Here is a 25,457-nt window from a genome sequence, read left to right as displayed (position 1 = left end):
TCAGCCATCGTCGCGCCCTGGCGCACACCCGTTACCGCCGGCGAGGCCGGCGAGCAGCCCGGGATGCTGCGCGAGCAGACGCGCCTGCAGTTCGAGCACCGCGGCGCCGTCTGCGACGCGCGGCCGGGGCAGCGTCACGGCAAGGTCGAGCACGACGCGCCCGGGCGCGCCGGACAGGAAACAGACGCGGTCGCCGAGCGCGAGCGCCTCGCGCAGGTCATGCGTGACGAACAGCACCGTCGAGCGGCAGCGCTGCCACAGCTCGACGAGCATCGCGCGCAGTCGGTTCGCCGTCGGCACATCGAGCGACACGAAAGGCTCGTCCATCAGCAGCAGTTTCGGCTCGATGACGAACGCGCGGGCGAGCGCGACGCGGCGCTGCATCCCGCCCGACAGACGGCCGGGATAAGCCTGCAGCACGTCACCAAGTTCCATCGCGACGAGCAGGTCGACGGCGCGCGCCTTCGCCGCAGCGGAACGCCCCGCGACCAGCAGCACGTTGTCGAGCACGCTCAGCCACGGCATCAGCCGCGGCTCCTGGAACATGAAGCCGACGCCGTTCCCCGGCGCTTCGCCGTCGAGCCGCACGCGGCCCTCGACGTCGCCGTCAAGCCCGCCGACGACGTTGAGCAGCGTGCTCTTGCCGCAGCCCGAGGGGCCGACGACGCAGGCGAACTCGCCGTCGCCGACCTGCAGGTTCAGGCCGGACAGCGCAACATGCGGGGAGCCGCCGCGGTCCGCATAGCGCTTGCGATCGATGTCGATTTTCAGCATGTCAGCCTCGTGTCAGCTCCGCCAGCGGTTGAGGCGCCGCTCGAGCGGCCGCAGCGCCACCGCCTCGACGAGCAGCACGAGCGCCGCGAACACCAGCGTGTAGGCGAGGATGCCGGCGATATCGAAAAACTGGAAGAACATGTTGAGCTGAAAGCCGATGCCGTCGCTGCGGCCGAGCAGTTCGACCACCAGCACGATCTTCCAGATCAGCGACAGGCCGCTGCGCGCGGCGGCGATCAGCCACGGGTAGAGCTGCGGCAGATAGACGCGCACGAGCGTCTGCCAGCGCGGCAGCCGGTACGCTTGCGCGACCTGCAGCAGGCGACGATCGATCGCGCGCGCGCCCTCGCGTACCGTCACGATCACGGTCGGGATCTTGTTCACCGCGACCGCCACAACCGCCGACGTGTCGTTGAGACCGAACCACACGTAGCACAGGATGATCGTCACCAGCGCCGGGATGTTGAGCCCGAGGACCAGCCAGCCGTCGAGCAGCACGTCGACGCTGCCCCAGCGGCCCATCGCGATCCCGATCGCGGTGCCGATCGCCATCGCGAGCGCGAAGCTCACCGCGACACGCACCAGCGTAATGCCCAGGTGCGCCGGCAGCGCGAGCGAAACGGTCTCCTCGACGACACGCCCGAACACCGTCGCCGGTGTCGGCAGCGCCGAACTCTGCAGCACTGCCGCCGCAAGCTGCCACGCGGCGAGAAACGCGAGCAGCGACAGCATGCGCAAGGTGGCGTCACTGCGCGGCAGGCGCAGCGTCACCGGGCCGCGCGCCCACCGCGGCGACAGACGCAGCACCGCATCGTCATTCGCGCCGCTTCGCGTGCTCACCGTCTGCGCCCCGATTCCAGAATGTGCCGGCCGGCAAGGCGCGCGCACTGCCGACGAGCGCGGTGCCGCCCTCTTGCGCGAGGATGCCGAACACCTGGCGGGCGGTCGCCTGCGCGTGCGCGCCGGAGGTCGTCACGATGCCGGCACGGAAACCGTCGCGCAGCGCGAGCAGCGTCGCGTCGTTTTCGGCGCGGGTCAGCGGTCGCAGCTCCTGCCAGATCGCGTCGGAGTCGCGCATCACACGCTCGGCCTCGCCCGCCGCGCGCAGAAAACCTTCGACCGCCGTGCGATTGCGCTGCGCCCACCCTTCGCGGAACACCCAGCCGACGAGCGGCAGTTCGCCTGCGACGCCGAGCTCGCGCAGAATCTCGTCGATGCCGAGGAGTTCCCGCATTCCCGCGGCCTGCAGCCGGGCGGCGAAGTGCCAGAAGTTCAGCACTGCCGGCAGCTCACCGCGCAGCATCAGTTCGTTGAGCAACGGCGGCGCGGCGAAATCCGCCTTGACGAGCGTCGCGGCGTCCTCGCCAAGCGTCTTGCGCGAATACGCACGCAGCAGCAGCCAGCTCTTGTCGAGCGCCCCGCCGGCCACGCCGACGCGCCTGCCGCGCAGGTCGGACAGGGTCTGCACGCCCGAATCCGGGTGGATCATGATGCCGCCGACAGCGCGCGAATAGGGCACGAAGGTGAAGTCCCGCCCCTCGGCGCGCTGGCGCGCGACCCAGATCCAGTCGTTGACGATGACATCGACCGCGCCGCCCTGGATCGCGACGTTCGCGGCGTCCTTCAACGCCAGCGGGACGACCTCGATGCGCACGCCTTCGCGCTTCGCGAGGCCCATGCGCCGGATGACCTCGAGTTCCCAGCTGACAGTGCCGTACTGCAGCACGCCGATGCGGATCAATGCCGGCTCGGCGGCACTCGCGGCCGCCATCCCCAGCAGCGCGAGCACGGCGAACATCAGCCGCGTCGCCAAGAATTGCTTCATCGCCTTGTCTCCGTCATTTTTCGTTGTCGTCGACGTGAATCGCGTCGCGAGGAAACACCAGGTTTCCGCATGTACGAATAAAGCAGGATACAGTCCAGTTCGCAAGCCGCTGCGATCGGTATCGACGTTCGGTACAGCAGCGTTCCGTTTCGGAGCAACTGCTCCGATCCGTTACATCCCGATCGAAAAAAGGGGCGGCTCAACGCCGCCCCGAAATGACTACGAGGGAGACTGTCGATCGATCAGAAGAACCCGAGCGCGTTCGGGCTGTAGCTGACCAGCAGGTTCTTCGTCTGCTGGTAGTGGTCGAGCATCATCTTGTGGGTCTCGCGACCGATGCCGGATTCCTTGTACCCGCCGAAGGTCGCGTGCGCCGGGTAAGCGTGGTAGCAGTTCGTCCACACGCGGCCGGCCTTGATCGCGCGGCCCATGCGGTAGGCGGTGCTGCCGTCGCGCGACCAGACGCCGGCACCGAGGCCGTAGGGCGTGTCGTTCGCGATTTCCAGCGCTTCGGCTTCGTCCTTGAAAGTCGTCACGGCCAGCACCGGCCCGAAGATCTCTTCCTGGAAGATGCGCATCTTGTTGTGACCCTTGAACAGCGTCGGCTGGATGTAGAAGCCTTCGGCCAGCTCGCCGCCCAGATGGGCGCGGTCGCCGCCGATCAAGAGCTGCGCGCCTTCCTGCTTGCCGACGTCGAGGTAGGAGAGGATCTTGTTCATCTGCTCGGTCGACGCCTGCGCGCCCATCATGCAGTCGGTGTCGAGCGGGCTGCCCTGCTTGATCGCCCGCACGCGCGCCAGCACGCGTTCCATGAACCGGTCGTAGATCGACTCCTGGATCAATGCGCGCGACGGGCAGGTGCACACCTCACCCTGGTTGAACGCGAACAGCACCATGCCTTCGACGGCCTTGTCGAAGAAGGCGTCGTCGGCTGCGGCGATGTCCGAGAAGAAGATGTTGGGCGACTTGCCGCCGAGTTCCAGCGTCGCCGGAATGAGGTTCGTCGCGGCGGCCTGGGCGATCACGCGGCCGGTCGCGGTCGAACCGGTGAAGGCGATCTTGGCGATGCGCTTGCTCGTCGCCAGCGGCATGCCGGCTTCGCGGCCGAAGCCATTGACGACGTTGAGCACGCCCGGCGGCAGCAGGTCGGCGATCAGTTCGACCAGCACCAGGATGCTGACCGGTGTCGATTCGGCGGGCTTCAGCACCACGCAGTTGCCGGCGCCGATGGCCGGCGCGAGCTTCCACGCCGCCATCAGGATCGGGAAGTTCCACGGGATGATCTGGCCGACGACGCCGAGCGGCTCGTGGAAATGGTAGGCGACGGTGTGCTCGTCGATCTCGCTGATGCCGCCTTCCTGCGCGCGCAGGCAGCCGGCGAAGTAGCGGAAGTGGTCGACCGTCAGCGGGATGTCGGCGTTCAACGTCTCGCGGATCGCCTTGCCGTTATCGACGGTCTCGGCGTAGGCGAGCAGCTCGAGGTTGGCTTCGAGGCGGTCGGCGATCTTGAGCAGGAGGTTCGCGCGGTCGGCGGCGGACGTGCGGCCCCATTTGTCGGCTGCGGCGTGGGCGGCGTCGAGCGCGAGCGTGATGTCTTCCTCGGTCGAGCGGGCGACCTGGCAGAACGGCTTGCCGGTGATCGGCGTGACGTTGTCGAAGTACTGGCCGCGGACCGGCGCGACCCATTTGCCGCCAATGAAGTTATCGTAGCGACTCTTGAACTGGACCTTCGCGCCGGGCTGGCCGGGCAATTCGTAAAGCATGGGGGTCTCCTCGATCTGTCGGTTGCGGAACACGCGTTTGCGTTACCGGCCTCCATTGCAGGCACCATGCCAGTCGCTGCGAGCGATTGCCTCCGGCATCGCCACTTTCATTTATTTTCATCGGCTTGAAAACGATTCAGTAGCCAACTTCCGCAATCGGAATGTGTCCTTCGTCCGGCAATGCGTTGTTCCATTCCCGCACACCTGCTCCATCGCGACACGCCCGGCGCATCCCCTTTGTGCCAATGACGAGCCACCGATGAAGAGTCGTACACGTGGCGATCGACGATCACGTGTCATGCGGCATGATTCCTGCAACAGTATCGATATGTCCGAAGCCTTGCCCGTCCTGCCGTCATCGCCCGTATTGCGCGCCTCGTGGCTGCGCAGCCGGGAACACGGTCTTGTTACCGACCAGCACCTGCCGGACGGCATTCTCGCGCGCGCGGATTTCGCCGAGCACATCGAGGCGAACGCGCGCCTGCTCGCATTTTCCCGCCCGGCGATTGAAAACCTGTACCGGCAGATCGGCGGCCCGTCCTCGATGGTGCTGCTCGCGGACGAGCGCGGGCTGATCCTGAGCGCGCTCGGCAATACCGAATTCCTCGACCGCGCAGCCCGCGTTGCGCTCAGTCCCGGCGCCGAGTGGAGCGAAGCGAGCGTCGGCACGAACGCGATCGGCACCGCGCTGCACACGGGCCATACTGTCGCCGTGCGCGGTGCCGAGCATTACCTCGACCGCAACCGCTTCCTGACCTGCATCGCGACACCGATTCTCGCGCCCGGCGGCGGCATGCTCGGCATTCTCGACGTCTCGACCGATGCCCGAGCCAACATCTCGCATGCCGGAGCGCTGCTGCGCACCACCGCCGAACTGATCGAACACAGCCTGATCGAGCATCTGGAAAGCGGCTTTGTCACGATCCGGTTTCACAGCCGCGCCGAACTGGTCGACGGTCCGCTCGAAGCCCTGGCCGTGTTCGACGAGGAGCGCCGCCTCGTCGCCAGCAACCGTGCCGCCCGCAGCTTGCTGAAGCTCGACCGGGCGCATCCGTCAGCCGCCTTCGATCACTGTTTCGCGACCGGCTGGGCGGCGCTGCTCGGCCTGGCGGCTGGCAACGGCGGTGCATTTCCCTTGCGCGCGGTCGACGGGCGCAGCTTCGTCGGCCGCGCCGCGCTGCGCGACCGTTCAATCGCCCCTCGCGCGCCTCGCCCTCCCCCGGCACAGTGCGCGGGGGAGCCCCGGCCGGGAGGGCAACTTGCGCAGATGAGCCAAAGCGACCCGCGCGTTGCCGCCGCGATCGCGACCCTGCGCGCCAGCGCAGCGGCCAACGTTCCGCTGCTGATCGAGGGGGAAACCGGCACCGGCAAGACGCATCTCATTCGTGCGTTCCACGCCGATCACCGTCGCCACGCCGACGCACCCCTGGTGATCATCGACGGATCGTCGCTGCGCGGCGCGGGCGCCAGCGCCGAACTCGCGGACCGACTCGGACAGGCTGCCGAGGGCACGCTGTTCGTCGTCGAGATCGACGCATTGCCGAACGCAATGCAAAGGGCACTATTCGGCACGCGAACGTCGCGCGGGGCGACGCGCATCATTGCCGCAACCCGCAAGCGGGTCGCGCACCTCGCAGACAGCGGACGCCTGGAGCTGGCGCACTTCGCCGCGGCCGGAGGGCTGCAGCTCAGCCTGCCGCCACTGCGCGAGCGCGACGATTTCGACGAACTCGTGCGGCTGTTCGTGCGCGAGGCCTGCCCCGAGCGAGCGATCCATGTCAGTCCCGACGCGCTGACGCTGCTGCGACGCCACCGCTGGCCGGGCAACCTCAGCGAGCTGCGCAGCCAGCTGAGGCTGACCCTCGCGCTGATGGGCGACAACGCGAACGAGCTTTGCCCGCAGGACATTCCGCCCGAGCTCTTCGACGACGACAGCGGCGAGGGCCGCTGAACGACCTGCGCGGCGCCTGCAACGCTGCCGCCATGCCGGACAAGACGTCATGCGACGCCCGGATTGCTGGTCTAGACTGGTGAAGGCCGCGACATGCCATTCGCTGTCCGGCCGCCGCTCCGAGTGATGAATCATGCCGCGAATCGTCTTCGCCCCCGCGATCCAGCGTCACCAGCCCTGCCCGCCGCTGCGCGTCGCCGGCGGCACGGTGAACGGCGCGCTCGCAGCCGCGTTCGCCGAAAGACCGCAGATGCGCGACTACATTCTCGACGACCAGGGAACACTGCGTCGCCATGTCGCGATCTTCGTCGATGGCCGGGTCGTGAAGGACCGCCTGCACCTCACCGATCCGGCCGGCGAAAACGCGGAAATCTACGTCGTGCAGGCGCTCTCGGGCGGTTGAAGCGCCGCAAGGAGACATCGATGACCGATCGACTGTTCGTCGCCACCCGCAAGGGGCTGTTCGTGTTCGACCGCCATCCGCATGCGAGCCCGCACTGGCTGCCCGAAGCGCACGTCCACTTCCTCGGCGACCCGGTCACGATGGTGCTCGCCGACCCGCGCGACGGCACCTGGCATGCGGCGCTGAACCTCGGGCACTTCGGCGTCAAGATGCGCCGCTCGCATGACGCCGGGCGCAGCTGGGATGAAAGCCCGGTGCCAGCCTACCCGCCGAAACCGGAGACGGCCGCCGACGAGGCCGACGCGGCCTGGTCGCTCGCCCAGGTGTGGGCGCTCGAAGCGACCGGCGCGGACCAGCCCGGCGTGCTGTGGGCCGGAACGATCCCCGGCGGGTTGTTTCACTCCGCCGATGGCGGCGATTCCTGGGGGCTGGTCCGGTCGTTGTGGGATCGCCCGGAACGCCGCGAATGGTTCGGCGGTGGCTACGACCACCCTGGCATCCACTCGATCTGCATCGACCCGCGCGACAGCCGGGTGGTGACGATCGCCGTCTCCTGCGGCGGGGTGTGGCAGACGCGCGACGGCGGCGACAGCTGGGAGTGCCGCGCCAGCGGCATGATCGCCGACTACATGCCCGACGAACGCGGCGGCGACCCGAACATCCAGGACGTGCACCGCATGGTGCAATGCCCGTCGAATCCCGACGTGCTGTGGGCGCAGCAGCATTCGGGCATCTATCGTTCGACCGACGCCGCGGCGAGCTGGCAGCCGCTCGCAGCGCAGCCGTCATCGTTCGGTTTCACCGTCGCGGTCCATCCGCAGGACGCCAATACCGCGTGGTTCGTGCCGGCGGCGAAAGATGCCTGCCGCGTGCCAGTCGGGGCGCACCTGGTCGTCACCCGCAGCCGCGACGGCGGCGCGAGCTTCGAGCCGCTCGACCACGGGCTGCCGCGGGCGCCGGCGTACGACCTCGTGTATCGCCACGGGCTCGACGTCGACAGTAGCGGCAGGCGGCTCGCGATGGGTTCGACGACCGGCGCATTGTGGGTGTCGGAAGACGGCGGCGAGACATGGATGTGCCTGTCGGCGCACCTTCCGCCGATCTATTGTGTGCGCTTCGCACACTGAAACCCAGACCGGGCGCTGTACCGCGCCTCAACAAAAAACCGGCGCAAAGCCGGTTTTTTCGTGGTTTGCCGAAGCAAGCCGAGATTATTTCTTTCCGGACTTGTCCGTCTTCGGCGCCATGATTCCGCCCGCAGCCGGCGGTTCGGGTTTTTTCGGCTGTTTCGGCTTCTTGGCCTCTTTGTTTCCGCGTACCTGACCTTTGGCCATTGTGTTTCTCCTTGCAATGCGTGCGCCGTAAAAGGCGCCGTCACCGCTTTGTTGCCGTTACTGGGTGGCCCCGCCAGCGATACTTGCGAACAACCGGGAACAGGGCACGATCATCATAGACCGTTGTGGACGGGCGTACCGGCTTATCTTCGACGCGAGCGCAGCACGTAGAGATACAGCGACTCGACCCGCTCGCGCGCCCACGGAGTGCGGCGCAGGAACTTGAGGCTCGACGCGACGCTCGGCTCGTGCTGGAAGCAGCGGATCGGGATCTCCTGCCCGAGCTCGTCCCAGCCGTAATGCTCCACCAGCTCGGTCAGCATACGTTCGAGCGTAACGCCATGCAGCGGATTGTTGGCTTGGGTGCCGCTCATGCTGCTGCCGGCCTCAACGCGCGCTGGCGCAGGTCGAATTCATGGCGCAATTCGCGGCGGATCTGCGCGGCGGCGTGACGCCGCAGCTCGTCCGGCGTGGTCGGGACGAGCTGCGTGACCGGGATCGAGCGGCCCTCATCGTCGACCGCGACCATCGTGAAGAAGCAGCTGTTCGCGTGGCGCACGACCTTTTCGCGGATATTCTCGGCCAGCACCTTGATGCCGACTTCCATCGACGTCTTGCCGGTGTAATTGACGGACGCGAGAAAGCTCACGAGTTCCCCGACATGGATCGGCTGGCGGAACATCACCTGATCCACCGACAGCGTCACGACATAGTGCCCGGCGTAGCGGCTCGCGCACGCATAGGCGACCTGGTCGAGCAGCTTGAGGATCGTGCCGCCATGGACGTTGCCGGAAAAATTGGCCATGTCCGGCGTCATCAGCACGGTCATCGCGAGTTGGTGGTTCGGCAGATGCATCGGCTCTCCTGCAGGGTTCAAGGGCGGTGGATTGCGCGCCGCCCGAGGACCCCAGACGGAAACGGAAGGTTTCGGCGGGACCAATCGGCTGGGCGCGCGACCGATCCGCGTTCGCGGCAGTTTCTCATATCCGGCGGCGCGATGATCAGCCCCGGCAAAGGGTCATCCACCCCCCCGATCAGCCACTGCACTTCCTCGCGGGACATCACCGAAGACCGGCGCGCCGGCCGCTTCGTCCGCGTCGCCTCATCGAGCCATGGCAAGAGGTGCTCCAGCACCTCCCGGTAAACGGAATCGCCGACAAAGCCTGCCCCTGTGTCGCCGCCCTCACGTCGCGCTCAGCCGCGAGCGAGGTCAGAAAAGCCTCTCCCTCCTGCTTTCGCATGTCCTTTGGATGGCGCCGACCGGGCTGAATGATGTACCTTTTGACCCAGTGGGCATACGCCTGCCCAGGATGCAGTTGTAGTGTTTCAGCCGCCGATGCCGAACAAGATCGAGCAGCCATGGCGCAGTCGTACCGAGAGACCGGATGGCTTGTTCCATGTTATTTGGAAGAATGCTTTATGGATATCCACGTCACACCTGCCGGAACAAGGCTTGCCAGTCAGTCCCGGTTTATCCGACATATCCAATAACACTTTTACACCGACACTTGGTTTCTACCATTCGTTGGCATCCGGAGAATCGCTTGCGCATAACCTTACCTATGTATGAAAAGGGCCGGAGCTTCATCATGGCTGGGGCCTTGGTGAAAGCTTACGAAGGCCACAAATTCGTATATCTACACCTACTGTGCCAGGGCTTCGAAAACATTGGCAAATCCATGCTTCTGGCAAATAACTATGACAAATATGGACCGATGCTAAAGCCGGTATATCACCACAATTTGGATACTCTACTATCTGAACTACAGGTTGTTTATGGTCGCGACGTACTCTCTGCGGAAGCAACTTCTGAATTGCTGTCTCTAAATAAATTTTACAAACAACACCAACTTCGATATGGCCATACCTACGATCTCACCGTCGGCTCATCAGAACTGTCAGGAGATAATCTGCACAGGGATCTATTGGAATTGCTAAGCGTATGGAATGAACTGTTTTCAGCCGAAGGCCAACGACGTTTACCCACCAGCAACTCATAGGGGCTACTCAAATGCTGTTTGACACATTCGATCGAACCGGGAATGCTGAATTCCAATTCCATAAACAAGTTGTGTTCCGTGCTGTCTGTGCCGCGGTCGATAGCCTGAAGGGAATGAACATTGAAAACCGGGACGAACTCGCATCTCGCGTGGACGTAAAGACTGGCATGAGCGCGTTTTCGTGGGGTGAAAAAGTATCTATATCAATCACCGGGAATGGCGCGGATGCAGCAGTAGTTTCTGTTCAGTCTGGTGCAAAAACCATATTCGGATCTGCAACGACTCATGGCAAGAATCGCGAAAATGTAAAGCAGATCATCCAGCGCACTTCAGAGTTATTGGCACAACATGCTTCTGAATGGCAAAAAGAAATGGGGCTGAAATCACAAGCTCCCATGCAAAACTCGACTGGACAGGCTACCCAGTCAATCGCCGACGAAATCTCAAAGCTCGCGGTTCTTCGCGACCAAGGACTATTGAGTCCCGAAGAATTCAACGGACAAAAGGCACGGTTGCTAGGCAACACCTAAGGAAGCTCTGATCTATTCAGAGCCGGTAAAATACTGAGGTCATAGATCCCGCCGCTACCATGAAGCAAACGACCTTCGCCTCGCTGGCCTTCGAACGGAAGAAGAAACAGACTCGCCGGGAACGCTTCCTGGCTGAGATGGAGACGGTCGTGCCGTGGGCAGCACTGCTGGCGGTGATCGAACCGCACTACCCGACGACGGGTCGGCGGGGCCGTCCGCCGATGGGGCTTGCGACGATGCTGCGGATTTACTTCATGCAGCAGTGGTACGCGCTGTCGGATCCGGCGATGGAAGACGCGCTGTACGAGATCGAGTCGATGCGTCGCTTTGCCGGTCTGGACCTGACCGACGATGCCATGCCCGACGAGACGACGATCCTCAAGTTCCGCCACCTGCTCGAGCGTCACGGGCTGACCGCGCAGATGATGAACATCATCAATGACACGCTCGAACAACGCGGTCTGCTGCTCAAGGGCGGCACCATGGTCGATGCGACTATCATCCACGCGCCGCCCTCGACGAAGAACCGGGACAAGCAGCGCGATCCCGAGATGCATCAGACGAAGAAGGGCAACCAGTGGTATTTCGGCATGAAGGTCCATGTCGGTGCCGATGTCAATTCCGGACTCGTGCACACGGTTTCGGTCGCGCCGGCCAACGCCTCGGACATCAGCCAGTTGCCGCACCTTGTGCGTGAGGATGATCGGGCGGTGTTCGGCGACAAGGGTTACGTGAACAACAAGCTCAAGCGCCTGGCCCGCAAGGCCGGCGTCTTTTGGGGTGTCTCGCTCACGGCCAGCAAGCAGTACCCGCTGACCGACGCGAACAAGTGCTTCAACCACAAGATGTCCTCGATCCGGGCACGGGTCGAGCACGTGTTCCGCGTCATCAAGCGCCAGTTCGGATACACGAAGGTGCGCTACAAGGGGATCGCGAAGAACGCCGCGCAGGTCGCTGATCGGCTTGACCAATCTTTATCTGGCGAGGCGAGCCCTGATGAGTTGATGGGCGAAATCCGCCCGCTGCACCCGAAAACGGGTGCTTGGGGCCGGAACGGCCTCGAACAGCAGCGGTAGAAGCGGAGAAATCGATCATCGGAGTCGGCGAAAATGGCTGGTTTGGGTGAGCGTGCTCAGAACATCAATTGATCAGGGGTTCCTTAAAGGATTTTGAGGAGGCGAGTAAGGAATACCCTGACGCCACTACCGACGTCTTCAGCGCTGCAAAGAAAATGACTGAGGCCCAAACAAAAGTTGCTCCCTTCATTCGTAGTGACGCCTTAACCGATATTGCTATTTTTGAGGCGATCGCTCAGAACAACGACAAGAAGACCAAAGATGCTCAGAAATCCGAGACAAAATAGTGCCCAACACTGCGCTCCAAGGGACGCTGCGCGATAAAGCCGCGTAGCGCCCTTGAGCTTTGACGTTGGCCCTCAACAGATTTCATCTACACACGGAGTAAATATGAACGACTTTCGTTTCGAGGTATTTAACCGGCGCCATAATGGTCAAGTCACCTACAGCCTAAGAAAGACCAAAGATGGCTGGCATATCGCTCACATCGCCATAAACGGGGACTGCAAGCCAGACGGTTCAGACTTGTTCTATCGGAACTTTGAGCAGAACTATATTAACTTTCCGAGCAGTTTTGGTTCTTTTCTCAACTATGTATGGTCACGACTAGACAATGAGGAAATCACAAATGACGACGCTCAAATCAAACTGCAAGAACTAGCGGATTGGGTGTCAGTCTGTGAGAGAAATCAACCGAACTGGAAAGGATGGAATATATGAGTAAAATATTTCTTCCCGTGATTTTGCTCGCACTCTCTCTCATGGCTAATGCTGGAACCAAAGAACTGTCGCCTGGACTGAAACAGTTGCTGGGCATTTCCCCACTACCGAAGGACGCTCAACCCATTGGCACGTGGATGGGAGGTTGTGCCCGTTCGATTGAGCACAGCAAAGCCAAAAATTCCTACTTCATGACTGATAGGTGCTCCGACGGAAGCGGAGGGAAAGACGGCGATGAGCTTATCAAGTTTGCAAAAGGCGAATTGCAGGCATTCAAAAAGAAACAGGGCAGTAATCATGGTGACTTTTACGTCATTGAGAAGGATGGGCGATTGGGGGTTTACGACAAAGCGGGAATAATCGATAAACTTCCGCGTCATAGCAAGCTTTGGCCTTAATGACGTTCGCAGAGCCCTTCCTGTGTGTAGTTTTTCTCATAAAACGATTTGTGCCTCTGACTCGAAGGGGAAAAATATGTACAAGGTCTTAAATAAAGCCGTTGTAGCATTTTCTATAACGTGCCTGGCTTCGGTGTCGTCAATTATCGGTGCCCATGCCGCGACACCCAGCAAGGCAGATGTAAAGGGGCGCGGGCTTACTGGTGAGGAATGTGCTCGAATGGAACGTTTGATTCCCGAAACTGCAAACTATCTTGGAATGCGGGGTGATGGACTGAAGTTAATTCAGGAAGGCAGAAAAGGTATTTTTCCAGAGGCAAATGAAGCAATGGTTCGGTGGGTCAATGAATGGGACCGTGAGTCGCAATTGAAATATGGATATCGACTTGCTGACAAATTTTTTTTGGAATGTAAGAGTGGAAAAGTGCGGACACAAAATTAAGCAACGACAAAGGCAATGAGGACAATAGGGTCAGGTCTTGCAATATGGCATATTAATGCGGCGCACCTCGGTGCTCGGACGCAAGACCTCACCCCATCTGTGGATCGAGACAGGGACAATCGAGGTGGAAAGCCGGGGTAAGTTATTGATCCCGACGATGAGAGTACTTCGAGAACTGGCTCTCCGACTGCAACTAGCCATCACAAACTCGCAAGGCAACCCGTACAACACGCGTCAACTAGGCAAGGTCGTGATCGAGAAAATCAAGGATCGCGAGGGTGAGGCCGAACAACACGCTGCACCTGACGTCTCTGCCTTCGCGGCTTCGCCGTTCCAGCAGGGCCGCGAGTGAGCGTGAGCGTTGCACCCGACTCGCTACGGCTGGCTTCGCCTGTCTCCAAGAGCGGGGGAACTCAAACGTTGGGTTTCTTGCTGCGCTCGCTGAGTCACTTGACACACGTACGCCATCGCGTACCATAAAGCTTCTTTGGAGGAGCGCGAGATGAACACACTGACCGCCAGCGAAGCCCGAGCAAATCTTTACCGGCTCATCGATCAAACAGTCGAGTCTCATGAGCCAATCATCATTACCGGAAAACGCAACAGTGCCGTGCTTCTCTCCACAGAAGACTGGAGCGCAATTCAGGAAACTCTGTACCTGCTAGCCGTACCTGGCATGCGTGAGTCCATCAAGGCTGGGATGGCCGAACCTCTCGCAAAAAGCTCGAAGGAGCTTAAGTGGTAAGTTGGGAAATCGTTTATGCCAGGCAAGCACTGAAGGATGCAAAGAAACTTGCTGCAAGCGGTCTTAAACCAAAGGCGCAAGAAGTGCTCGTGGTTCTTGCCGACGACCCGTTTAAAAATCCACCTCCCTTTGAAAAATTGGTCGGTGATCTTGCCGGCGCATACTCACGTCGCATCAATATTCAACACCGCATCGTGTACGAAGTCTTTGCCAACGAGAAAACGGTTCGCGTCCTGCGTATGTGGACGCACTATGAATGAGAGGCCCAACCCGGCCATTCCAAGGTGGCCAGCGTGCGACGGCCCACCCATCATTCGAGCGAACCTGCGCGAAAAGTCGCCCAAGCCGCTCAATTCAAACGCTATACCGCCGGCATCGGCAGCCCGCCCGCGACGAGGAACTGCCCGAGCGGGAAGCGATGCACGAGCCGCTCTTCCTGGCAGTAGAAGCGCACCTCGGCCGCATCCGTCTCCGCGAGCCACGCCTGCATGAAATCCGGCCGCCGGGCGGCCAGCGCCATCGGGGTGAATAGCGCGACGTTGAGGCCGCCGGCGGGGTCGCGCGCCGAGACGTATTCGAAAGCTTCGACGCCGGCTTTCCGCATCGCCGTGCCGAGTCGCTGGGTCGCGGCGTAATCCGCGGGGTCGGTGAGTTGCTCGCGCCAGTGGTCGAACGGCGGCAACTGCAGTTGCACGCCGCGGGCGCAGCGCCACGGCGCGCCGAACAGCGTGTGCTGGGACGCCAGGGACGAGGCCGGCGCGACGGCCATGCCATGCCAGAAGACGAAGCGGTAATAGGCCGATTCGACCAGCACCGTTGCCGTATCGAACGCCGCGTAGAACAGGCTGGGCTCGAAGTGCCCGCCGAAACGCGAGCCGTGGCGCAGCGGCGGATAACGGAACGGGGTCGCCAGCAGGTAATGCAGGCCGCGGGCCGCTTGCGGCAGCGGCGGCTTCGAGCTTTCCAGCAGGGATTCGAGGAGCGCCTGTTCCTCGAGCGTATCGACGAGGCGGTTCGTCGCGATCTGCTCCTGGCTCTCGACGAGCCGCACGAGATTGCCGGCGAGCTCGACGACCGGGGCCTCTCCACCGACCGCCGCCCAGATGTCCGTCACAGCCGGCCGCGGATCGCGTCGAGGTATTCCACGACGCGCAGCAAGCCCTGCACGGTGCGAATCTGCTCGGCCGGGACGCCGCCGACGTGGTGGTTGTCGGTGTGCATCCAGTGCTTCATCTGCGCGGCGTCGCCCCCGACGAGCGCAAACAGCGCGCGATACGCGCGGATCAGCAGCAGCGCGAGCTCTCCGGCCTTGCTGTCGGGGTCGATGCCGTTGCGGCTGATCGCGGTCCGGTCCTTGCCGATGACCACGCCCAGCGCCGCCTGCGTCAGCCCCATTTCCTTGCCGGCGTTGAGCAGGGCCTTGGTAACGACCTGCGTCGCATCGGGTTTGCGAAGGGCAGCAACGCTCATGGCTGGCGATCCTCAATAAGGTGCATAAGCGCATTTTGGCCTCACTTTGATGTGCTTGCAACATCAAAGTGAGGCCGTGCGGAGTCAGCCCGGATCGAGCCGGAGAATCCGTCCGTCGCTTTCGTCAAGCAGGTACAGCTTCCCGTCCGGCCCCTGGCGCACGTCCCGGATGCGCTTGCCCAGCTCGGTCAGCAGGCGTTCCTCGTGAGTGACGCGGGTGCCGTCCAATTCCAGCCGTGCCAGCAGCTGCGCGCGCAGGGCGCCGACGAACAGGCTCCCTTTCCACGCCGGGAAGGCGTCGCCGGTGTAGAAAGCCATCCCGGACGGCGCGATCGACGGAATCCAGTAATGCACCGGAGGTTCGACGTCGGCGCGCTCCGTGCCTTCGCCGATCTGCGTGCCGGTGCCGTAGTTGCGCCCGTAGGTGATCACCGGCCAGCCGTAGTTGCGTCCCGGCTTGATGACATTCACTTCGTCGCCGCCCTGCGGGCCATGCTCGTGCGCCCACAGCACGCCCGTTTCCGGATGCAGCGCCGCGCCCTGCACGTTGCGATGGCCGTACGACCAGATTTCGGGCTGCGCGCCCGGCTTGCCGACGAAAGGATTGTCTGGCGGCACGCTGCCGTCCGGCCGGATGCGGACGATCTTGCCGAGATGGCTGTCGAGCTCCTGCGCCTTGTCGCGATACGAAAAACGTTCGCCGAGCGTGACGTAGAGCAGTCCGTCGCGGTCGAACACCAGCCGCGACCCCCAGTGGTTGCGCCCTGACGGGTCGTCGTTCTGCGCGAAGATCACCTTCACCCCGGAAAGACTCAGGCCCTCGACATCGAGCTGCGCGCGGGCCACCGCGGTGTGCGCTGCGCGCCGCGTCGGTTCGGCGTACGAGAAGAAGATCGTGCGGTCGTCGGCGAAGCGCGGACTCAGCACGACATCGAGCAGGCCGCCCTGCCCGCCGGCCTGGACTTCGGGCACGTTCTTCAGCGGCGCCGACAGCTTGCCGTCCGGCGACACGATGCGCATGCGCCCGGGACGCTCCGTCACCAGCATCCGGCCGTCCGGCAGGAACGCCAGGCTCCACGGGATGTCGAGCCCGCGCGCGACCTCGACGACTTTCACCGCCCCGGCTTCGCTGCGGACGGTCTCCTGCGCCAGCACCGTAGCGAAGTTCGCTGCGAGGCCGACGAACGCGACGAACGACGACACGGACGCGGAAACAACGAGCAGGCGGCGGATCGGAAGCATCGGATTCTCCTCGAGGTCGGCCGGAAAACGCCCGCAGCGTGGCGGGCTCCGGCGGGGCGGAAAGCGCGCTGGCTCGGTAAATGACATCGTCGAGCTCGGGCGAGTTCAGAAACCATTGCGTACGCGACGGCTCCATCGCCGCGGCAGCGGGAACACGAGGGGCGCGCACTGGTCATGTATTTGACCGAAGCGCCGCTCGGATGCCGACGATTGATACATATCAATGAGGGCAGCGGCGCGGACAGTGATGCTTGCCCCACTCCGTAAAGGCGGAAAAACCGGTGAGGAATCCGAACATGAAAGGACGTCTGGAAGACAAGGTCGCGGTCGTGACCGGGGCGAGCAGCGGCATCGGCCGCGCGATCGTCGAGCGCTACGTCGCCGAAGGGGCGAAAGTGGCCGCATTCGGGCGGAACACGGAGGCGCTCGACGCGCTCAAGACCGCCCACGCCGGGAAAGTCGTCACGGTCAATGGCGACGTGACGTGCGCCGAGGATCTGCAGCGTCTTGTCGCCGAGACGCTCAAGGCGTTCGGCGGCGTCGATATCGTCGTACCGAACGCCGGCATCGCCCGCGTCGTCTCGTTCGAGGACAGCACGCGCGAAGCTTTCGAGACGCAGTTCTCGGTGAACCTCTTCGCCGCGGCCGAGACGGTCCGCCTGTTCCTGCCGCATATCCGCCGCGGCGGATCGGTGCAGTTCATCACCACCTTCCTGACTCAGGTCGGTTTCCCCGGCCTCGCGATCTACAGCGCGAGCAAGGCGGCGTTGAAATCGTTCGCCCAGACGCTTGCGGCGGAGCTCGCGCCGAAAGGGATACGCGTCAACTCGATCGCGCCGGGGCCGATCGCCACACCGCTGTGGGGCACCGTCGGCCTGCCGCCCGACGTGCTCACCGCGGTCGCCGGGCAGATCAACTCGCGGCTGATGACGGGCGAGTTCGGCAAGCCGGATGACATCGCCGAGACTTCGGTGTTCCTCGCGTCGGACGGCGCGAAGAACATCTACGGCCAGGACATCGTCGTCGACGGCGGCTATACCATCGGTTAGGAGACGTCATGGCCATTGCGCACGCCGCGTCCGGCGAACTGATCGACATCACGCCGCTCGGCGAACGCGTCCGCGACACGGTGTCGACGACGCTCATCAGGGCCGAGCACTTCGAGGTCTTCCGGCTGGTGCTGCCGGCCGGCAAGTCCACGCAGGAACACCGGGCCGTCGGCCTGATCACGATCCAGTGCCTCGAAGGCGTCGTCGAGCTCGACGCGCACGGCCAGGCGCAAACGCTCACCCCTGGCACGCTGGTCTATCTCGCCGATGCCGAGCCGCACGCGGTGACCGCGATCGAGGACGCCTCGCTGCTGATCACCATGCTGCTGCATCGCGCGTGACGCGCCATCCATGATGCACCACCCCTCGGCGGGCCGGCCGGACCGTGCCGCCGATACCATTTTTCCCGAACCAACGACTCCCTGGAGCAGCAATGCAATTCCCCGATTTTTACCGCGCGGTGCCGCGACTCAAGGTGCGCGACGCGCTGGCGGCCTTCCTCGGCGCTGCCGAAGACGGCGTCATTGAATACGGCTATGAGGACGCCGTGAAGCTCGCCGGGCACTCGTGCCCGACGGTCGGCTCGGCCTATCTTCTCACCTGCCATGCGCTGACCGCGCTGTACCCCGGCGAAGTGCCCGAACGCGGCGGTGTACGCGTCGAGTTCCGCAACCACTTCGAGGACGGCGTCACCGGCGTGATTGCAAGCGTCGTGACGCTGCTGACCGGTGCTGCGCAGGACGGCGGCTTCAAGGGCCTCGCCGGGCGCTACGTGCGTCGCGGGCTGCAGCAGTTCGCCGTCGACCTGCCGCTCGCGCTGCGTTTCACACGTCTCGACAACGGCGCGGCCGTGGACGTCGAAGCGGACCTCGCGAAAATTCCGGCCGACCCGGCGATGCCGTCGCTGATGGCGCGCTGCCTCACCGGCGCGGCCGACGCGAACGAGCAGCGGCAGTTCGGCGCGTTGTGGCAGGACCGCGTGCGCCGCATCCTGCTCAATCACGGCGACGATCCGGAGGTGTTCCGCATCCATCCTCTATCGGCGTAACCTTTCGGGCGGCGGCAACATCCAATGAAGGAACGGTGAGCAGGCTCATTCCTCGACGATCACCGTCAGCGCCGGATCGAACCGCGGGTTCTCGTTGACTCCGTCCTTGCCGTAGCCACGCGGGTTGCACAGCACGCGCGTGGCGCCGATGCGGTAATCGTGCGAATCGTGGACGTGGCCGTGGATCCACAACGCCGCTCCCGAGGCGGCGACGAGTTCGTCGAGGTCGGAGACGAACGCCGGCGTGATCGGCGAATCGGCGTATTTCGGATGCACGCTGCGCGTGCACGGCGCGTGATGGGTGACGACGACCGTCGTTCCCTCGTGGGGCACCTGCAGCGCGGTGCGCAGCCACGCGGAGGCCTGATCGAACAGGCCGGCAGACAGCGCCGGCGTGAACAGATCGGGCGCGTCGTCATCGATGCGGACGCGCGAAAAATCGTACATCAGCCGCGTCGCTTCGGCTCTCGAGTGCTGCTGCCGTTCGACCTCCGCGAACAGCCGGAAATCGCTCCACAGGGTGCAGCCGAGAATGCGCACCCGGCCGAACACCGCAGCGCCGCAGTCGAGGATGCAGACGTTGCTCCCCTCGGCCGCAGCACGCAGCCTTTGCCCGACGCCCGACAGGCTGCCGCCGTAGTACTCGTGGTTGCCGGGGATATAGACGACCGGCTGCGAAAACTGCCGCGCCCACGCGATCGCCCGCTCGGGGCGTGCGATGTCGCCCGCGAGGACCACGATGTCGGCATCGGTGAGCGCAGGCTCCATCTCGGCAACGTTCAGATGCAGGTCAGACAGGATCTGGATTTTCATCGCACTCTTCCTCGCTGCGGCCCGCTGTCGCGGGCTGGGGATACTCCTGAAACTCTGCGGTAACGACGGATCGAGTGTAAGCCCATCCGCGACGTCTGCGAGATGGCCGCGGCAGGCGGCCGTCGCGCGCGGAATATGCTAGCCTCGGCCGGTACGCGCACTCGCGCGATGATCGACTGGCAGCCTTCCCGATGAACGACCAACCGCTTCCCGAACTCCTCGTCGCCTGCCTGTGCGCCGACTGGTGCGGCACCTGCCGCGACTATCGCGCCGGCTTCGAAGCCCTCGCCCGCCAGTGGCCTCACGCCGGGTTCCACTGGGTGGACATCGAGGACGATGCCGACTGGCTCGGCGACCTGGACGTCGAGAATTTCCCGACGCTGCTGATCCAGCGCGGCGAGCTGGTGCTGTTCTTCGGCACGATGCTGCCGCAGCACGTGTTCCTGCAGCGCACGCTCGAAACCCTCACCGCGATGGGCGAGGACGAAGCGCGCGCCTATGCGTTCGCGACCGACGAGCGCCGCGCCTGGCAGCGCGACTGCAACTTCCGCGCGGCGCTGCAGCGGCGCAGCGCCGGGCACGACGCCTGACGTTCCGGCGTCCGCGCAGTGCAACGATGACCAGCCAGCCGCTCGACCGCAAACGCTGCCTGTCCTGCAAGCGCTGGGGCGGCAAGCGCCGTCCCGGGAGCGAGCCCGGCAGCGTCGAATACGACGAGAACGACGACAAGGGACCGTGCATCGAAGGGCCGTGGCACGGCTCGCTGCGCGGCCCGCGCAATGCCTGCGGCCAGTGGGTGATGTGGGCGGAACTCGAAGCCGCGCTGCCGGCGCCCTGATCCCGCCGCCGCGGCCCGTCAGTAGTGCGGCGGGATTTCGTCGCGCAGGTCGCGCGGCCGCTCGCCCGGCGCGGCCGCGGCGAGCTGGCGGTGCAGTTCGAGTATTTGCTGCTGCAGCCGGTCGATCTGCTGCTGCTGGCGATAGACGGCGAGGTTGAGCTCTTCGAGCAGATCCTCGGACAGCGCGATCTTGGTCTCGATCTTCGTCAGGCGTTCTTCCATGCTTGTTCCTTGAGTTCGGCCGCGTCGACATGCCGTGGCGGGATGAATCGGTGCGCCCGAAGCGCAACGGCGCTCACACCGCAGCCGGCGCGCCGAGCAGTGCGGTCGCGAGCGCTTCGGCGACGCGGATGCCATCGACACCGGCCGACAGGATGCCGCCCGCGTAGCCCGCACCCTCGCCCGCCGGATAAAGACCCTTCACGTTCAGGCTCTGGCAGTCCGCGCCGCGCGTGATGCGCAGCGGCGACGAGGTGCGCGTCTCGACGCCGGTCAGCACCGCGTCGCGCATCGAAAAGCCCTTGATCTGGCGCTCGAACGCCGGCAGCGCTTCGCGCACCGCGTCGATCGCGTAGTCGGGCAGGCTGGTCGTGAGATCGCCGAGTTTCACGCCCGGCTTGTACGACGGCTCGACCGCACCGAGCACCGCCGACGGCTGGCCGGCGATGAAGTCGCCGACGAGCTGCGCCGGCGCCACGTAGTCGCCGCCGCCGAGTTCGAACGCGCGCGATTCCCAGCGACGCTGGAACTCGACGCCGGCGAGCGGCCCGCCCGGATAGTCGGCGGGCGTGATGCCGACGACGATGCCGGCATTCGCGTTGCGCTCGTTGCGCGAATACTGGCTCATGCCGTTGGTGACGACGCGCTCCGGCTCGGAGGTCGCCGCGACGACCGTGCCGCCCGGGCACATGCAGAAGCTATAGACGCTGCGGCCGTTCTTCGCGTGATGGACGAGCTTGTAGTCGGCGGCGCCGAGCAGCGGATGGCCCGCGTTCGGGCCGAAGCGGGCTTTGTCGATCAAGGACTGCGGATGCTCGATGCGAAAGCCGATCGAAAACGGTTTCGGCTCCATGAACACGCCGCGCGCGTGCAGCATCCCGAAGGTGTCGCGTGCACTGTGGCCGAGCGCGAGCACGACGTGGTCGCAGCGGATCTCCTCGCCCGACGCGAGCGTCAGCCCGCGCACGTGGCCGTCCTCGATCAGCACATCGGCGACGCGCTGCTGGAAGCGGATCTCGCCGCCGAGCGCCTCGATGTCATGGCGCATCGCCTCGACCATGCCGACGAGGCGAAACGTGCCGATATGCGGCTTCGCGACATACAGGATTTCCTCGGGCGCACCGGCCTTGACGAACTCGGTCAGCACCTTGCGGCCGTAATGCTTCGGGTCCTTGATCTGGCTGTAGAGCTTGCCGTCCGAGAACGTCCCGGCGCCGCCCTCGCCGAACTGGACGTTCGATTCGGGGTTCAGCACGTTGTTGCGCCACAGCCCCCAGGTGTCCTTGGTGCGTTCGCGCACCGCCTTGCCGCGTTCGAGGATGATCGGCCGCAAGCCCATCTGCGCGAGGATCAGCCCGGCGAAGATGCCGCACGGGCCGAAGCCGACGACGACCGGGCGGTTTGCGAAGCCTTCCGGCGCGCGGCCGACGAAGCGGTAGTTCGTGTCGGGCGTCGGCACGACGTGGCGGTCGCCGGCGAACCTGCGCAGCAACGCGGCCTCGTCGCGCACGACGATATCCACGGTGTAGATCATCGTCATCATTGCGACCTTGCGCGCGTCGTAGCTGCGCCTGAAGACGGTGACATCGCCGAGGTCGTCGGCGGCGATGCCGAGTCGCTCGACGATCGCAGCGCTCAACGCCTCGGGCGGATGATCGAGCGGCAGCCTGAGTTCGGTGAGTCGCAGCATCGGTGAGTCCAGTATCCAGGTTGTAACGGGTCGGCGAAGGGGCCGGGACGACCACGCGGGGGCCGCCGGGAGGGGGCGATTCTAAACGGGATCGCCGCGCACCAGAACGCCGAGTGTTCCGGGCAAACCGAGCGGGACCGTCTTCATGCGGATTCACCGCTCTCGGGATTGGCGAACACGGCAGGTTTGGCATACAGTGCGCAGTCGTGGCGCATACTACTTTGGTCGCATAGTTTTTGCCGTGTCGCCGCCCCCGGACCACAGTGATGACGACGTCTGCATGCTGTCGCAGTCGTGTCGTGGAGGTTCTACGAGATGCGCCCTCAGGCTCCGCGCCGCCGCACGATCCGTTCGACAGTCGCACTCCTCGTCGTCGCCTGCATCCTGCCCGCCTGGCTGCTCGCCGCAATCGTCATCTATCTGTCCTACGAACGGGAACGGGCCGCCGTTCTCGAGCAGACGCACGAAGCCACACACACCCTGCTGCGGCTCATCGAACGGGACATCGCGGCAAATCAGGCTGCCCTGGAAACCCTCGCAGCTTCCGACGACATCGACCGCAGCGACCGCAGCGAGTTCTACCGCCAGGCAAAGGAGGTTCTTCGCCACACCCCCGGATTCACGATCGTGCTGACGGACGCCTCGGGACAGCAGCTCCTCAACCTCCTGCAGCCTCTTGGTTCGCCGTTGCCGCAGCATGCCAATCCGGCATTGCTGCGCCGCGTCATCGAAACCGGCCTGCCCGCGGTGTCCGGTGTCTACATCAGCGGGATGACGCGAACTGCTGTCGTGAGCCTGGAAGTCCCGGTCATCCGCGACGAAAAGGTCCTCTACAGCCTGGCGCTGGGCATCGAACTGAAACACCTCGGGGAGCTTCTGCAGCAGCAGGGGCTGGCGCCGGGACGGGTAGCCGTGCTCCTCGACAGCGAAGGGCGGCGGCTCGCGCGAAGCCCCGCGGACGAGAAACTGATCGGGCAGAAGACGTTCCCCGCCTTGCTCGAGGCAACCCAGCGTGAAACGAAAGGTTCGATCGAGGCTGAGTCGCTGCAGGGCATAGCTTTCGTGTGCTTCTTCTCGCGTTCCGCGCCCTACGGGTGGACGGCCGCGGTCGGCGTTCAGCAGAGCGCGCTGACCGCGGGGCTCGTGGACGCGCTGCGCCACTACGCCGTCGGCGCGATGGTGCTGCTGCTCGGCGGCCTCGCGCTCGCCGGTCTCCTCGGCCGCAGGATTGCCCGGCCGATCCAGGCCCTCGTCGCCCCTGCGTTGGCGATCGGCAGGGGCGAGCCGGTTTCAATCCCGCCGCTCGCGCTCGAGGAAGCCGACGAAGTGGGCCGCGCACTGACCCAGGCGCAGGAACTGCTGCACCAGCGCGAAGCGGACCGGGCGCAGGCGGAGGAGAAGCTCGCGCTCGCTGCGACGGCGCTCGACTCCGCGGTGGAGGGCGTGGTGATCGCGCGCGGCGGGCGGATTGCCACCGTGAATCGCGCATTCATGTCAATCACCGGGTATTGGCCGGCGGAAGTGGTCGGGCAACCGCTTGCGATACTCCTCGCGGAAACCGAAAAGGCGCACCGCGACGACCGGCGCTGCGCAGTACACGAAACCGGGCAGTGGCAGGGCGAAGTCCGGGGCCGGCGAAAAAACGGCGAGATGTATCCCGCATGGAGCAGCATCAGCAGGGCCGCGTACGGGTCGGACGAAACGATCCTCGTGTGCGTCTTTTCCGACATCTCGGCTGCGAAGCAGTACGAGGCCCGCCTGCAGCACCTCGCGCATTACGACGCGCTGACCGAACTGCCGAACCGCCTGCTGTTTCGCGAGCGCCTCGCCGACATGCTGGTCCGCGCCGAGCGGCACGGGAACATGCTCGCGCTGCTGTTCATCGACCTCGACGGTTTCAAGCCGATCAACGACACCCTCGGGCACGAGGCCGGAGACGAACTGTTGCGGCGCGTCGCGGAACGCCTCGGCGGCTGCGTGCGCGCGAGCGACACGACCGCACGCCTCGGTGGCGACGAATTCGCCGTCCTGCTCGACGAGCTGCGCTCCCCCGAGGAGGCAGGCATCATCGCCCGCAACATCCTCGATGCCCTCGAGCGCCCCTACATCCTGGCCGGGCAACCGCAGTACCAGTACATCTCGGCGAGCATCGGCATCGGCTGTTATCCCTCCGACAGCCTCGACGCGGAAACGCTGCTGCGGCAAGCCGACATGGCGATGTACCGCGCAAAACAGGAAGGGAAGAACCGCTACCGCTTCTTCGCGCCGGAAATCAACGCGCAGGCGAGCGAACGGCTGTTCATGGCGAACAGCCTGCGCGCGGCGCTCGATCGCGACGAACTCAAGCTGGTGTTCCAGCCCTGCATGGACCTCGCGACGCTCGAAGTCGCCGGCGTCGAAGCGCTGGTGCGCTGGGAGCATCCGCAAAAGGGGACGATCCTGCCGTCGCGCTTCATCTCGCTCGCCGAAGAGTCCGGGCTCATCGAGCCGATCGGTGAATGGGTGCTGCGGGAAGCGGCCCGCCGCGTGCGCGAATGGAAGAACGCCGGGATCTTCTCCGGCAGGGTCGCGGTGAATCTGTCGCCGCGGCAGTTCCGCCGCAACGATCTCGCGAGCCGCCTGCTCGCAATGCTCGACGAAGCCGGCCTCGCGCCCTGTGACCTCGAATTCGAGGTCACGGAAGGGATGGTCATGGAACATCCCGAGCGCGCGGTCCTCGTCCTCACCGAACTCGTCGAGGCCGGGGTGAGCATCAGCATCGACGATTTCGGCACCGGCTACTCCTCGCTCGCCTATCTCAAGCGCTTCCCGGTCCACAGCCTCAAGATCGACCGCTCGTTCGTCAGCGGCCTGCCCGGCGACCGCAACGATCGGTCACTGACGCGCGCGGTCGTGGCGCTCGCGAAAAGCCTCGGGCTGTCGGTCGTCGCCGAAGGCGTCGAGCACGCCGAGCAAGCCGACTTCCTGCGCCAGATCGGGTGCGATTTCGCGCAGGGCCACTATTTCTCCCGCCCGCTCGATCCGGCCGCGCTCGGGATTTTCCTGCGCGAAGCGCGGGCGCAGGAGGCACATCCCTGACCCGCGGGCGGCCGGACCCGCGGGTGCCCCTGCGCCGCGTCTCGCCGGG

At 64.5% G+C, this 25,457-nt stretch carries 32 protein-coding genes and 1 pseudogene; 19 read left to right on the top strand and 14 right to left on the bottom strand.

What is annotated here, in order from left to right; genetic code table 11:
- From pbN1_RS18035 to adh, 4 genes are all read right to left on the bottom strand, one after another.
- On the bottom strand, nt 1–774 hold the full coding sequence (locus tag pbN1_RS18035) for an ABC transporter ATP-binding protein (RefSeq protein WP_169202878.1): 774 nt from the start codon (nt 772–774) through the stop codon (nt 1–3).
- A 12-nt stretch (nt 775–786) separates the two neighbouring features.
- Complete coding sequence (locus pbN1_RS18030; RefSeq protein WP_483296506.1) at nt 787–1,614, bottom strand: ABC transporter permease; 828 nt, start codon at nt 1,612–1,614, stop codon at nt 787–789.
- Entirely contained in the window at nt 1,589–2,599 is a 1,011-nt protein-coding gene (locus pbN1_RS18025) for an ABC transporter substrate-binding protein (RefSeq protein WP_169202879.1), read from the bottom strand. Before pbN1_RS18025 ends, pbN1_RS18030 begins: the two co-directional genes overlap by 26 nt.
- Nucleotides 2,600–2,841: 242 nt before the next feature.
- Nucleotides 2,842–4,362, bottom strand: a complete 1,521-nt coding sequence (adh, locus tag pbN1_RS18020) for an aldehyde dehydrogenase (RefSeq protein ID WP_169202880.1) — start codon at nt 4,360–4,362, stop codon at nt 2,842–2,844.
- 328 nt (nt 4,363–4,690) lie between these two features.
- On the opposite strand from adh, the gene pbN1_RS18015 reads away from it, so the two are divergent.
- The 3 genes from pbN1_RS18015 (at nt 4,691) to pbN1_RS18005 (ending at nt 7,843) form a co-directional block, all read left to right on the top strand.
- Complete coding sequence (locus pbN1_RS18015) at nt 4,691–6,313, top strand: sigma-54-dependent Fis family transcriptional regulator (protein ID WP_169202881.1); 1,623 nt, start codon at nt 4,691–4,693, stop codon at nt 6,311–6,313.
- A 133-nt stretch (nt 6,314–6,446) separates the two neighbouring features.
- A complete protein-coding gene (locus pbN1_RS18010) occupies nt 6,447–6,716 on the top strand; it encodes a MoaD/ThiS family protein (protein ID WP_169202882.1) in 270 nt (89 codons plus the stop codon).
- A gap of 20 nt (nt 6,717–6,736) precedes the next feature.
- Nucleotides 6,737–7,843, top strand: coding sequence for a WD40/YVTN/BNR-like repeat-containing protein (locus pbN1_RS18005; protein WP_169202883.1), 1,107 nt, complete (start codon nt 6,737–6,739; stop codon nt 7,841–7,843).
- An 84-nt stretch (nt 7,844–7,927) separates the two neighbouring features.
- Here the strand turns inward: pbN1_RS18005 and pbN1_RS21015 are convergent, their stop codons facing one another.
- The 4 genes from pbN1_RS21015 to pbN1_RS21170 form a co-directional block, all read right to left on the bottom strand.
- A complete protein-coding gene (locus pbN1_RS21015; protein WP_280516166.1) occupies nt 7,928–8,050 on the bottom strand; it encodes a hypothetical protein in 123 nt (40 codons plus the stop codon).
- 143 nt (nt 8,051–8,193) lie between these two features.
- On the bottom strand, nt 8,194–8,424 hold the full coding sequence (locus pbN1_RS18000; RefSeq protein WP_169202884.1) for a VF530 family protein: 231 nt from the start codon (nt 8,422–8,424) through the stop codon (nt 8,194–8,196).
- Nucleotides 8,421–8,906, bottom strand: a complete 486-nt coding sequence (locus tag pbN1_RS17995; RefSeq protein WP_169202885.1) for an acyl-CoA thioesterase — start codon at nt 8,904–8,906, stop codon at nt 8,421–8,423. Before pbN1_RS17995 ends, pbN1_RS18000 begins: the two co-directional genes overlap by 4 nt.
- A 205-nt stretch (nt 8,907–9,111) precedes the next feature.
- Nucleotides 9,112–9,411, bottom strand: coding sequence for a phage integrase N-terminal SAM-like domain-containing protein (locus pbN1_RS21170; RefSeq protein WP_169202886.1), 300 nt, complete (start codon nt 9,409–9,411; stop codon nt 9,112–9,114).
- Nucleotides 9,412–9,639: 228 nt separating this feature from the next.
- On the opposite strand from pbN1_RS21170, the gene pbN1_RS17985 reads away from it, so the two are divergent.
- The 10 genes and pseudogenes from pbN1_RS17985 to pbN1_RS17945 all read left to right on the top strand — a co-directional run bounded on the left by pbN1_RS17985 (nt 9,640) and on the right by pbN1_RS17945 (nt 14,221).
- The gene (locus pbN1_RS17985; RefSeq protein WP_169202887.1) at nt 9,640–10,050 is read left to right on the top strand and encodes a hypothetical protein; all 411 of its coding nucleotides are present in this window, start codon (nt 9,640–9,642) and stop codon (nt 10,048–10,050) included.
- Between the two features lie 11 nt (nt 10,051–10,061).
- The gene (locus pbN1_RS17980) at nt 10,062–10,580 is read left to right on the top strand and encodes an SHOCT domain-containing protein (protein ID WP_210147572.1); all 519 of its coding nucleotides are present in this window, start codon (nt 10,062–10,064) and stop codon (nt 10,578–10,580) included.
- A 59-nt stretch (nt 10,581–10,639) separates the two neighbouring features.
- A pseudogene (locus tag pbN1_RS17975) lies at nt 10,640–11,585 on the top strand (IS5 family transposase).
- A gap of 226 nt (nt 11,586–11,811) precedes the next feature.
- Complete coding sequence (locus pbN1_RS21010) at nt 11,812–11,943, top strand: hypothetical protein (protein ID WP_280516165.1); 132 nt, start codon at nt 11,812–11,814, stop codon at nt 11,941–11,943.
- Nucleotides 11,944–12,046: 103 nt separating this feature from the next.
- Nucleotides 12,047–12,376 carry a hypothetical protein gene (locus pbN1_RS17970; protein WP_169202889.1) on the top strand — a complete coding sequence of 110 codons (330 nt, stop codon included), beginning with the start codon at nt 12,047–12,049 and terminating at the stop codon, nt 12,374–12,376.
- Entirely contained in the window at nt 12,373–12,774 is a 402-nt protein-coding gene (locus pbN1_RS17965; protein WP_169202890.1) for a hypothetical protein, read from the top strand. The genes pbN1_RS17970 and pbN1_RS17965 overlap by 4 nt, the downstream gene beginning before the upstream one ends.
- A gap of 76 nt (nt 12,775–12,850) precedes the next feature.
- A complete protein-coding gene (locus pbN1_RS17960; RefSeq protein WP_169202891.1) occupies nt 12,851–13,216 on the top strand; it encodes a hypothetical protein in 366 nt (121 codons plus the stop codon).
- A gap of 55 nt (nt 13,217–13,271) precedes the next feature.
- Nucleotides 13,272–13,568, top strand: a complete 297-nt coding sequence (locus tag pbN1_RS17955) for a hypothetical protein (RefSeq protein WP_169202892.1) — start codon at nt 13,272–13,274, stop codon at nt 13,566–13,568.
- A gap of 150 nt (nt 13,569–13,718) precedes the next feature.
- Nucleotides 13,719–13,961 (top strand): type II toxin-antitoxin system Phd/YefM family antitoxin, encoded by a 243-nt coding sequence (locus pbN1_RS17950; protein ID WP_169202893.1) that lies wholly within the window; start codon nt 13,719–13,721, stop codon nt 13,959–13,961.
- Complete coding sequence (locus pbN1_RS17945) at nt 13,955–14,221, top strand: Txe/YoeB family addiction module toxin (RefSeq protein ID WP_169119260.1); 267 nt, start codon at nt 13,955–13,957, stop codon at nt 14,219–14,221. The genes pbN1_RS17950 and pbN1_RS17945 overlap by 7 nt, the downstream gene beginning before the upstream one ends.
- A 101-nt stretch (nt 14,222–14,322) precedes the next feature.
- On the opposite strand, the gene pbN1_RS17940 is transcribed toward pbN1_RS17945, so the two are convergent.
- The 3 genes from pbN1_RS17940 to pbN1_RS17930 all read right to left on the bottom strand — a co-directional run bounded on the left by pbN1_RS17940 (nt 14,323) and on the right by pbN1_RS17930 (nt 16,673).
- The gene (locus pbN1_RS17940; protein WP_210147571.1) at nt 14,323–15,075 is read right to left on the bottom strand and encodes an RES family NAD+ phosphorylase; all 753 of its coding nucleotides are present in this window, start codon (nt 15,073–15,075) and stop codon (nt 14,323–14,325) included.
- On the bottom strand, nt 15,072–15,431 hold the full coding sequence (locus pbN1_RS17935) for an MbcA/ParS/Xre antitoxin family protein (protein WP_041646544.1): 360 nt from the start codon (nt 15,429–15,431) through the stop codon (nt 15,072–15,074). The genes pbN1_RS17940 and pbN1_RS17935 overlap by 4 nt, the downstream gene beginning before the upstream one ends.
- An 84-nt stretch (nt 15,432–15,515) precedes the next feature.
- Nucleotides 15,516–16,673, bottom strand: a complete 1,158-nt coding sequence (locus tag pbN1_RS17930; RefSeq protein ID WP_169202894.1) for a PQQ-dependent sugar dehydrogenase — start codon at nt 16,671–16,673, stop codon at nt 15,516–15,518.
- A gap of 296 nt (nt 16,674–16,969) precedes the next feature.
- Here pbN1_RS17930 and pbN1_RS17925 point away from each other — a divergent pair, with 296 nt between their 5' ends.
- From pbN1_RS17925 to pbN1_RS17915, 3 genes are all read left to right on the top strand, one after another.
- The gene (locus pbN1_RS17925) at nt 16,970–17,722 is read left to right on the top strand and encodes an SDR family NAD(P)-dependent oxidoreductase (protein ID WP_169202895.1); all 753 of its coding nucleotides are present in this window, start codon (nt 16,970–16,972) and stop codon (nt 17,720–17,722) included.
- Between the two features lie 8 nt (nt 17,723–17,730).
- The gene (locus tag pbN1_RS17920) at nt 17,731–18,063 is read left to right on the top strand and encodes a cupin domain-containing protein (protein ID WP_169202896.1); all 333 of its coding nucleotides are present in this window, start codon (nt 17,731–17,733) and stop codon (nt 18,061–18,063) included.
- Between the two features lie 92 nt (nt 18,064–18,155).
- The gene (locus pbN1_RS17915; protein WP_169202897.1) at nt 18,156–18,770 is read left to right on the top strand and encodes a hypothetical protein; all 615 of its coding nucleotides are present in this window, start codon (nt 18,156–18,158) and stop codon (nt 18,768–18,770) included.
- A gap of 45 nt (nt 18,771–18,815) precedes the next feature.
- Here the strand turns inward: pbN1_RS17915 and pbN1_RS17910 are convergent, their stop codons facing one another.
- Complete coding sequence (locus pbN1_RS17910; RefSeq protein WP_169202898.1) at nt 18,816–19,583, bottom strand: metallophosphoesterase family protein; 768 nt, start codon at nt 19,581–19,583, stop codon at nt 18,816–18,818.
- A gap of 191 nt (nt 19,584–19,774) precedes the next feature.
- Here pbN1_RS17910 and pbN1_RS17905 point away from each other — a divergent pair, with 191 nt between their 5' ends.
- Nucleotides 19,775–20,173, top strand: a complete 399-nt coding sequence (locus tag pbN1_RS17905) for a thioredoxin family protein (RefSeq protein ID WP_169202899.1) — start codon at nt 19,775–19,777, stop codon at nt 20,171–20,173.
- A gap of 26 nt (nt 20,174–20,199) precedes the next feature.
- Nucleotides 20,200–20,421 carry a hypothetical protein gene (locus pbN1_RS17900; RefSeq protein ID WP_169120328.1) on the top strand — a complete coding sequence of 74 codons (222 nt, stop codon included), beginning with the start codon at nt 20,200–20,202 and terminating at the stop codon, nt 20,419–20,421.
- 18 nt (nt 20,422–20,439) lie between these two features.
- Here the strand turns inward: pbN1_RS17900 and pbN1_RS17895 are convergent, their stop codons facing one another.
- Both pbN1_RS17895 and pbN1_RS17890 read right to left on the bottom strand, forming a co-directional pair.
- Complete coding sequence (locus pbN1_RS17895) at nt 20,440–20,643, bottom strand: SlyX family protein (protein ID WP_169120330.1); 204 nt, start codon at nt 20,641–20,643, stop codon at nt 20,440–20,442.
- Nucleotides 20,644–20,716: 73 nt separating this feature from the next.
- Nucleotides 20,717–22,330 carry an NAD(P)/FAD-dependent oxidoreductase gene (locus tag pbN1_RS17890; RefSeq protein WP_169202900.1) on the bottom strand — a complete coding sequence of 538 codons (1,614 nt, stop codon included), beginning with the start codon at nt 22,328–22,330 and terminating at the stop codon, nt 20,717–20,719.
- Nucleotides 22,331–22,645: 315 nt separating this feature from the next.
- On the opposite strand from pbN1_RS17890, the gene pbN1_RS17885 reads away from it, so the two are divergent.
- Nucleotides 22,646–25,408: a bifunctional diguanylate cyclase/phosphodiesterase gene (locus pbN1_RS17885; RefSeq protein WP_169202901.1), complete on the top strand. Its 2,763-nt coding sequence runs from the start codon at nt 22,646–22,648 to the stop codon at nt 25,406–25,408.
- The last annotated feature ends 49 nt before the right edge of the window (nt 25,409–25,457 follow it).

Origin of the sequence: Aromatoleum bremense, from assembly GCF_017894365.1 — a bacterium.
Classification (GTDB): Bacteria; Pseudomonadota; Gammaproteobacteria; order Burkholderiales; family Rhodocyclaceae; genus Aromatoleum; species Aromatoleum bremense.
Note: the sequence above shows the minus strand (reverse complement) of the source record. Positions and strands in the feature narration are given on the sequence as shown.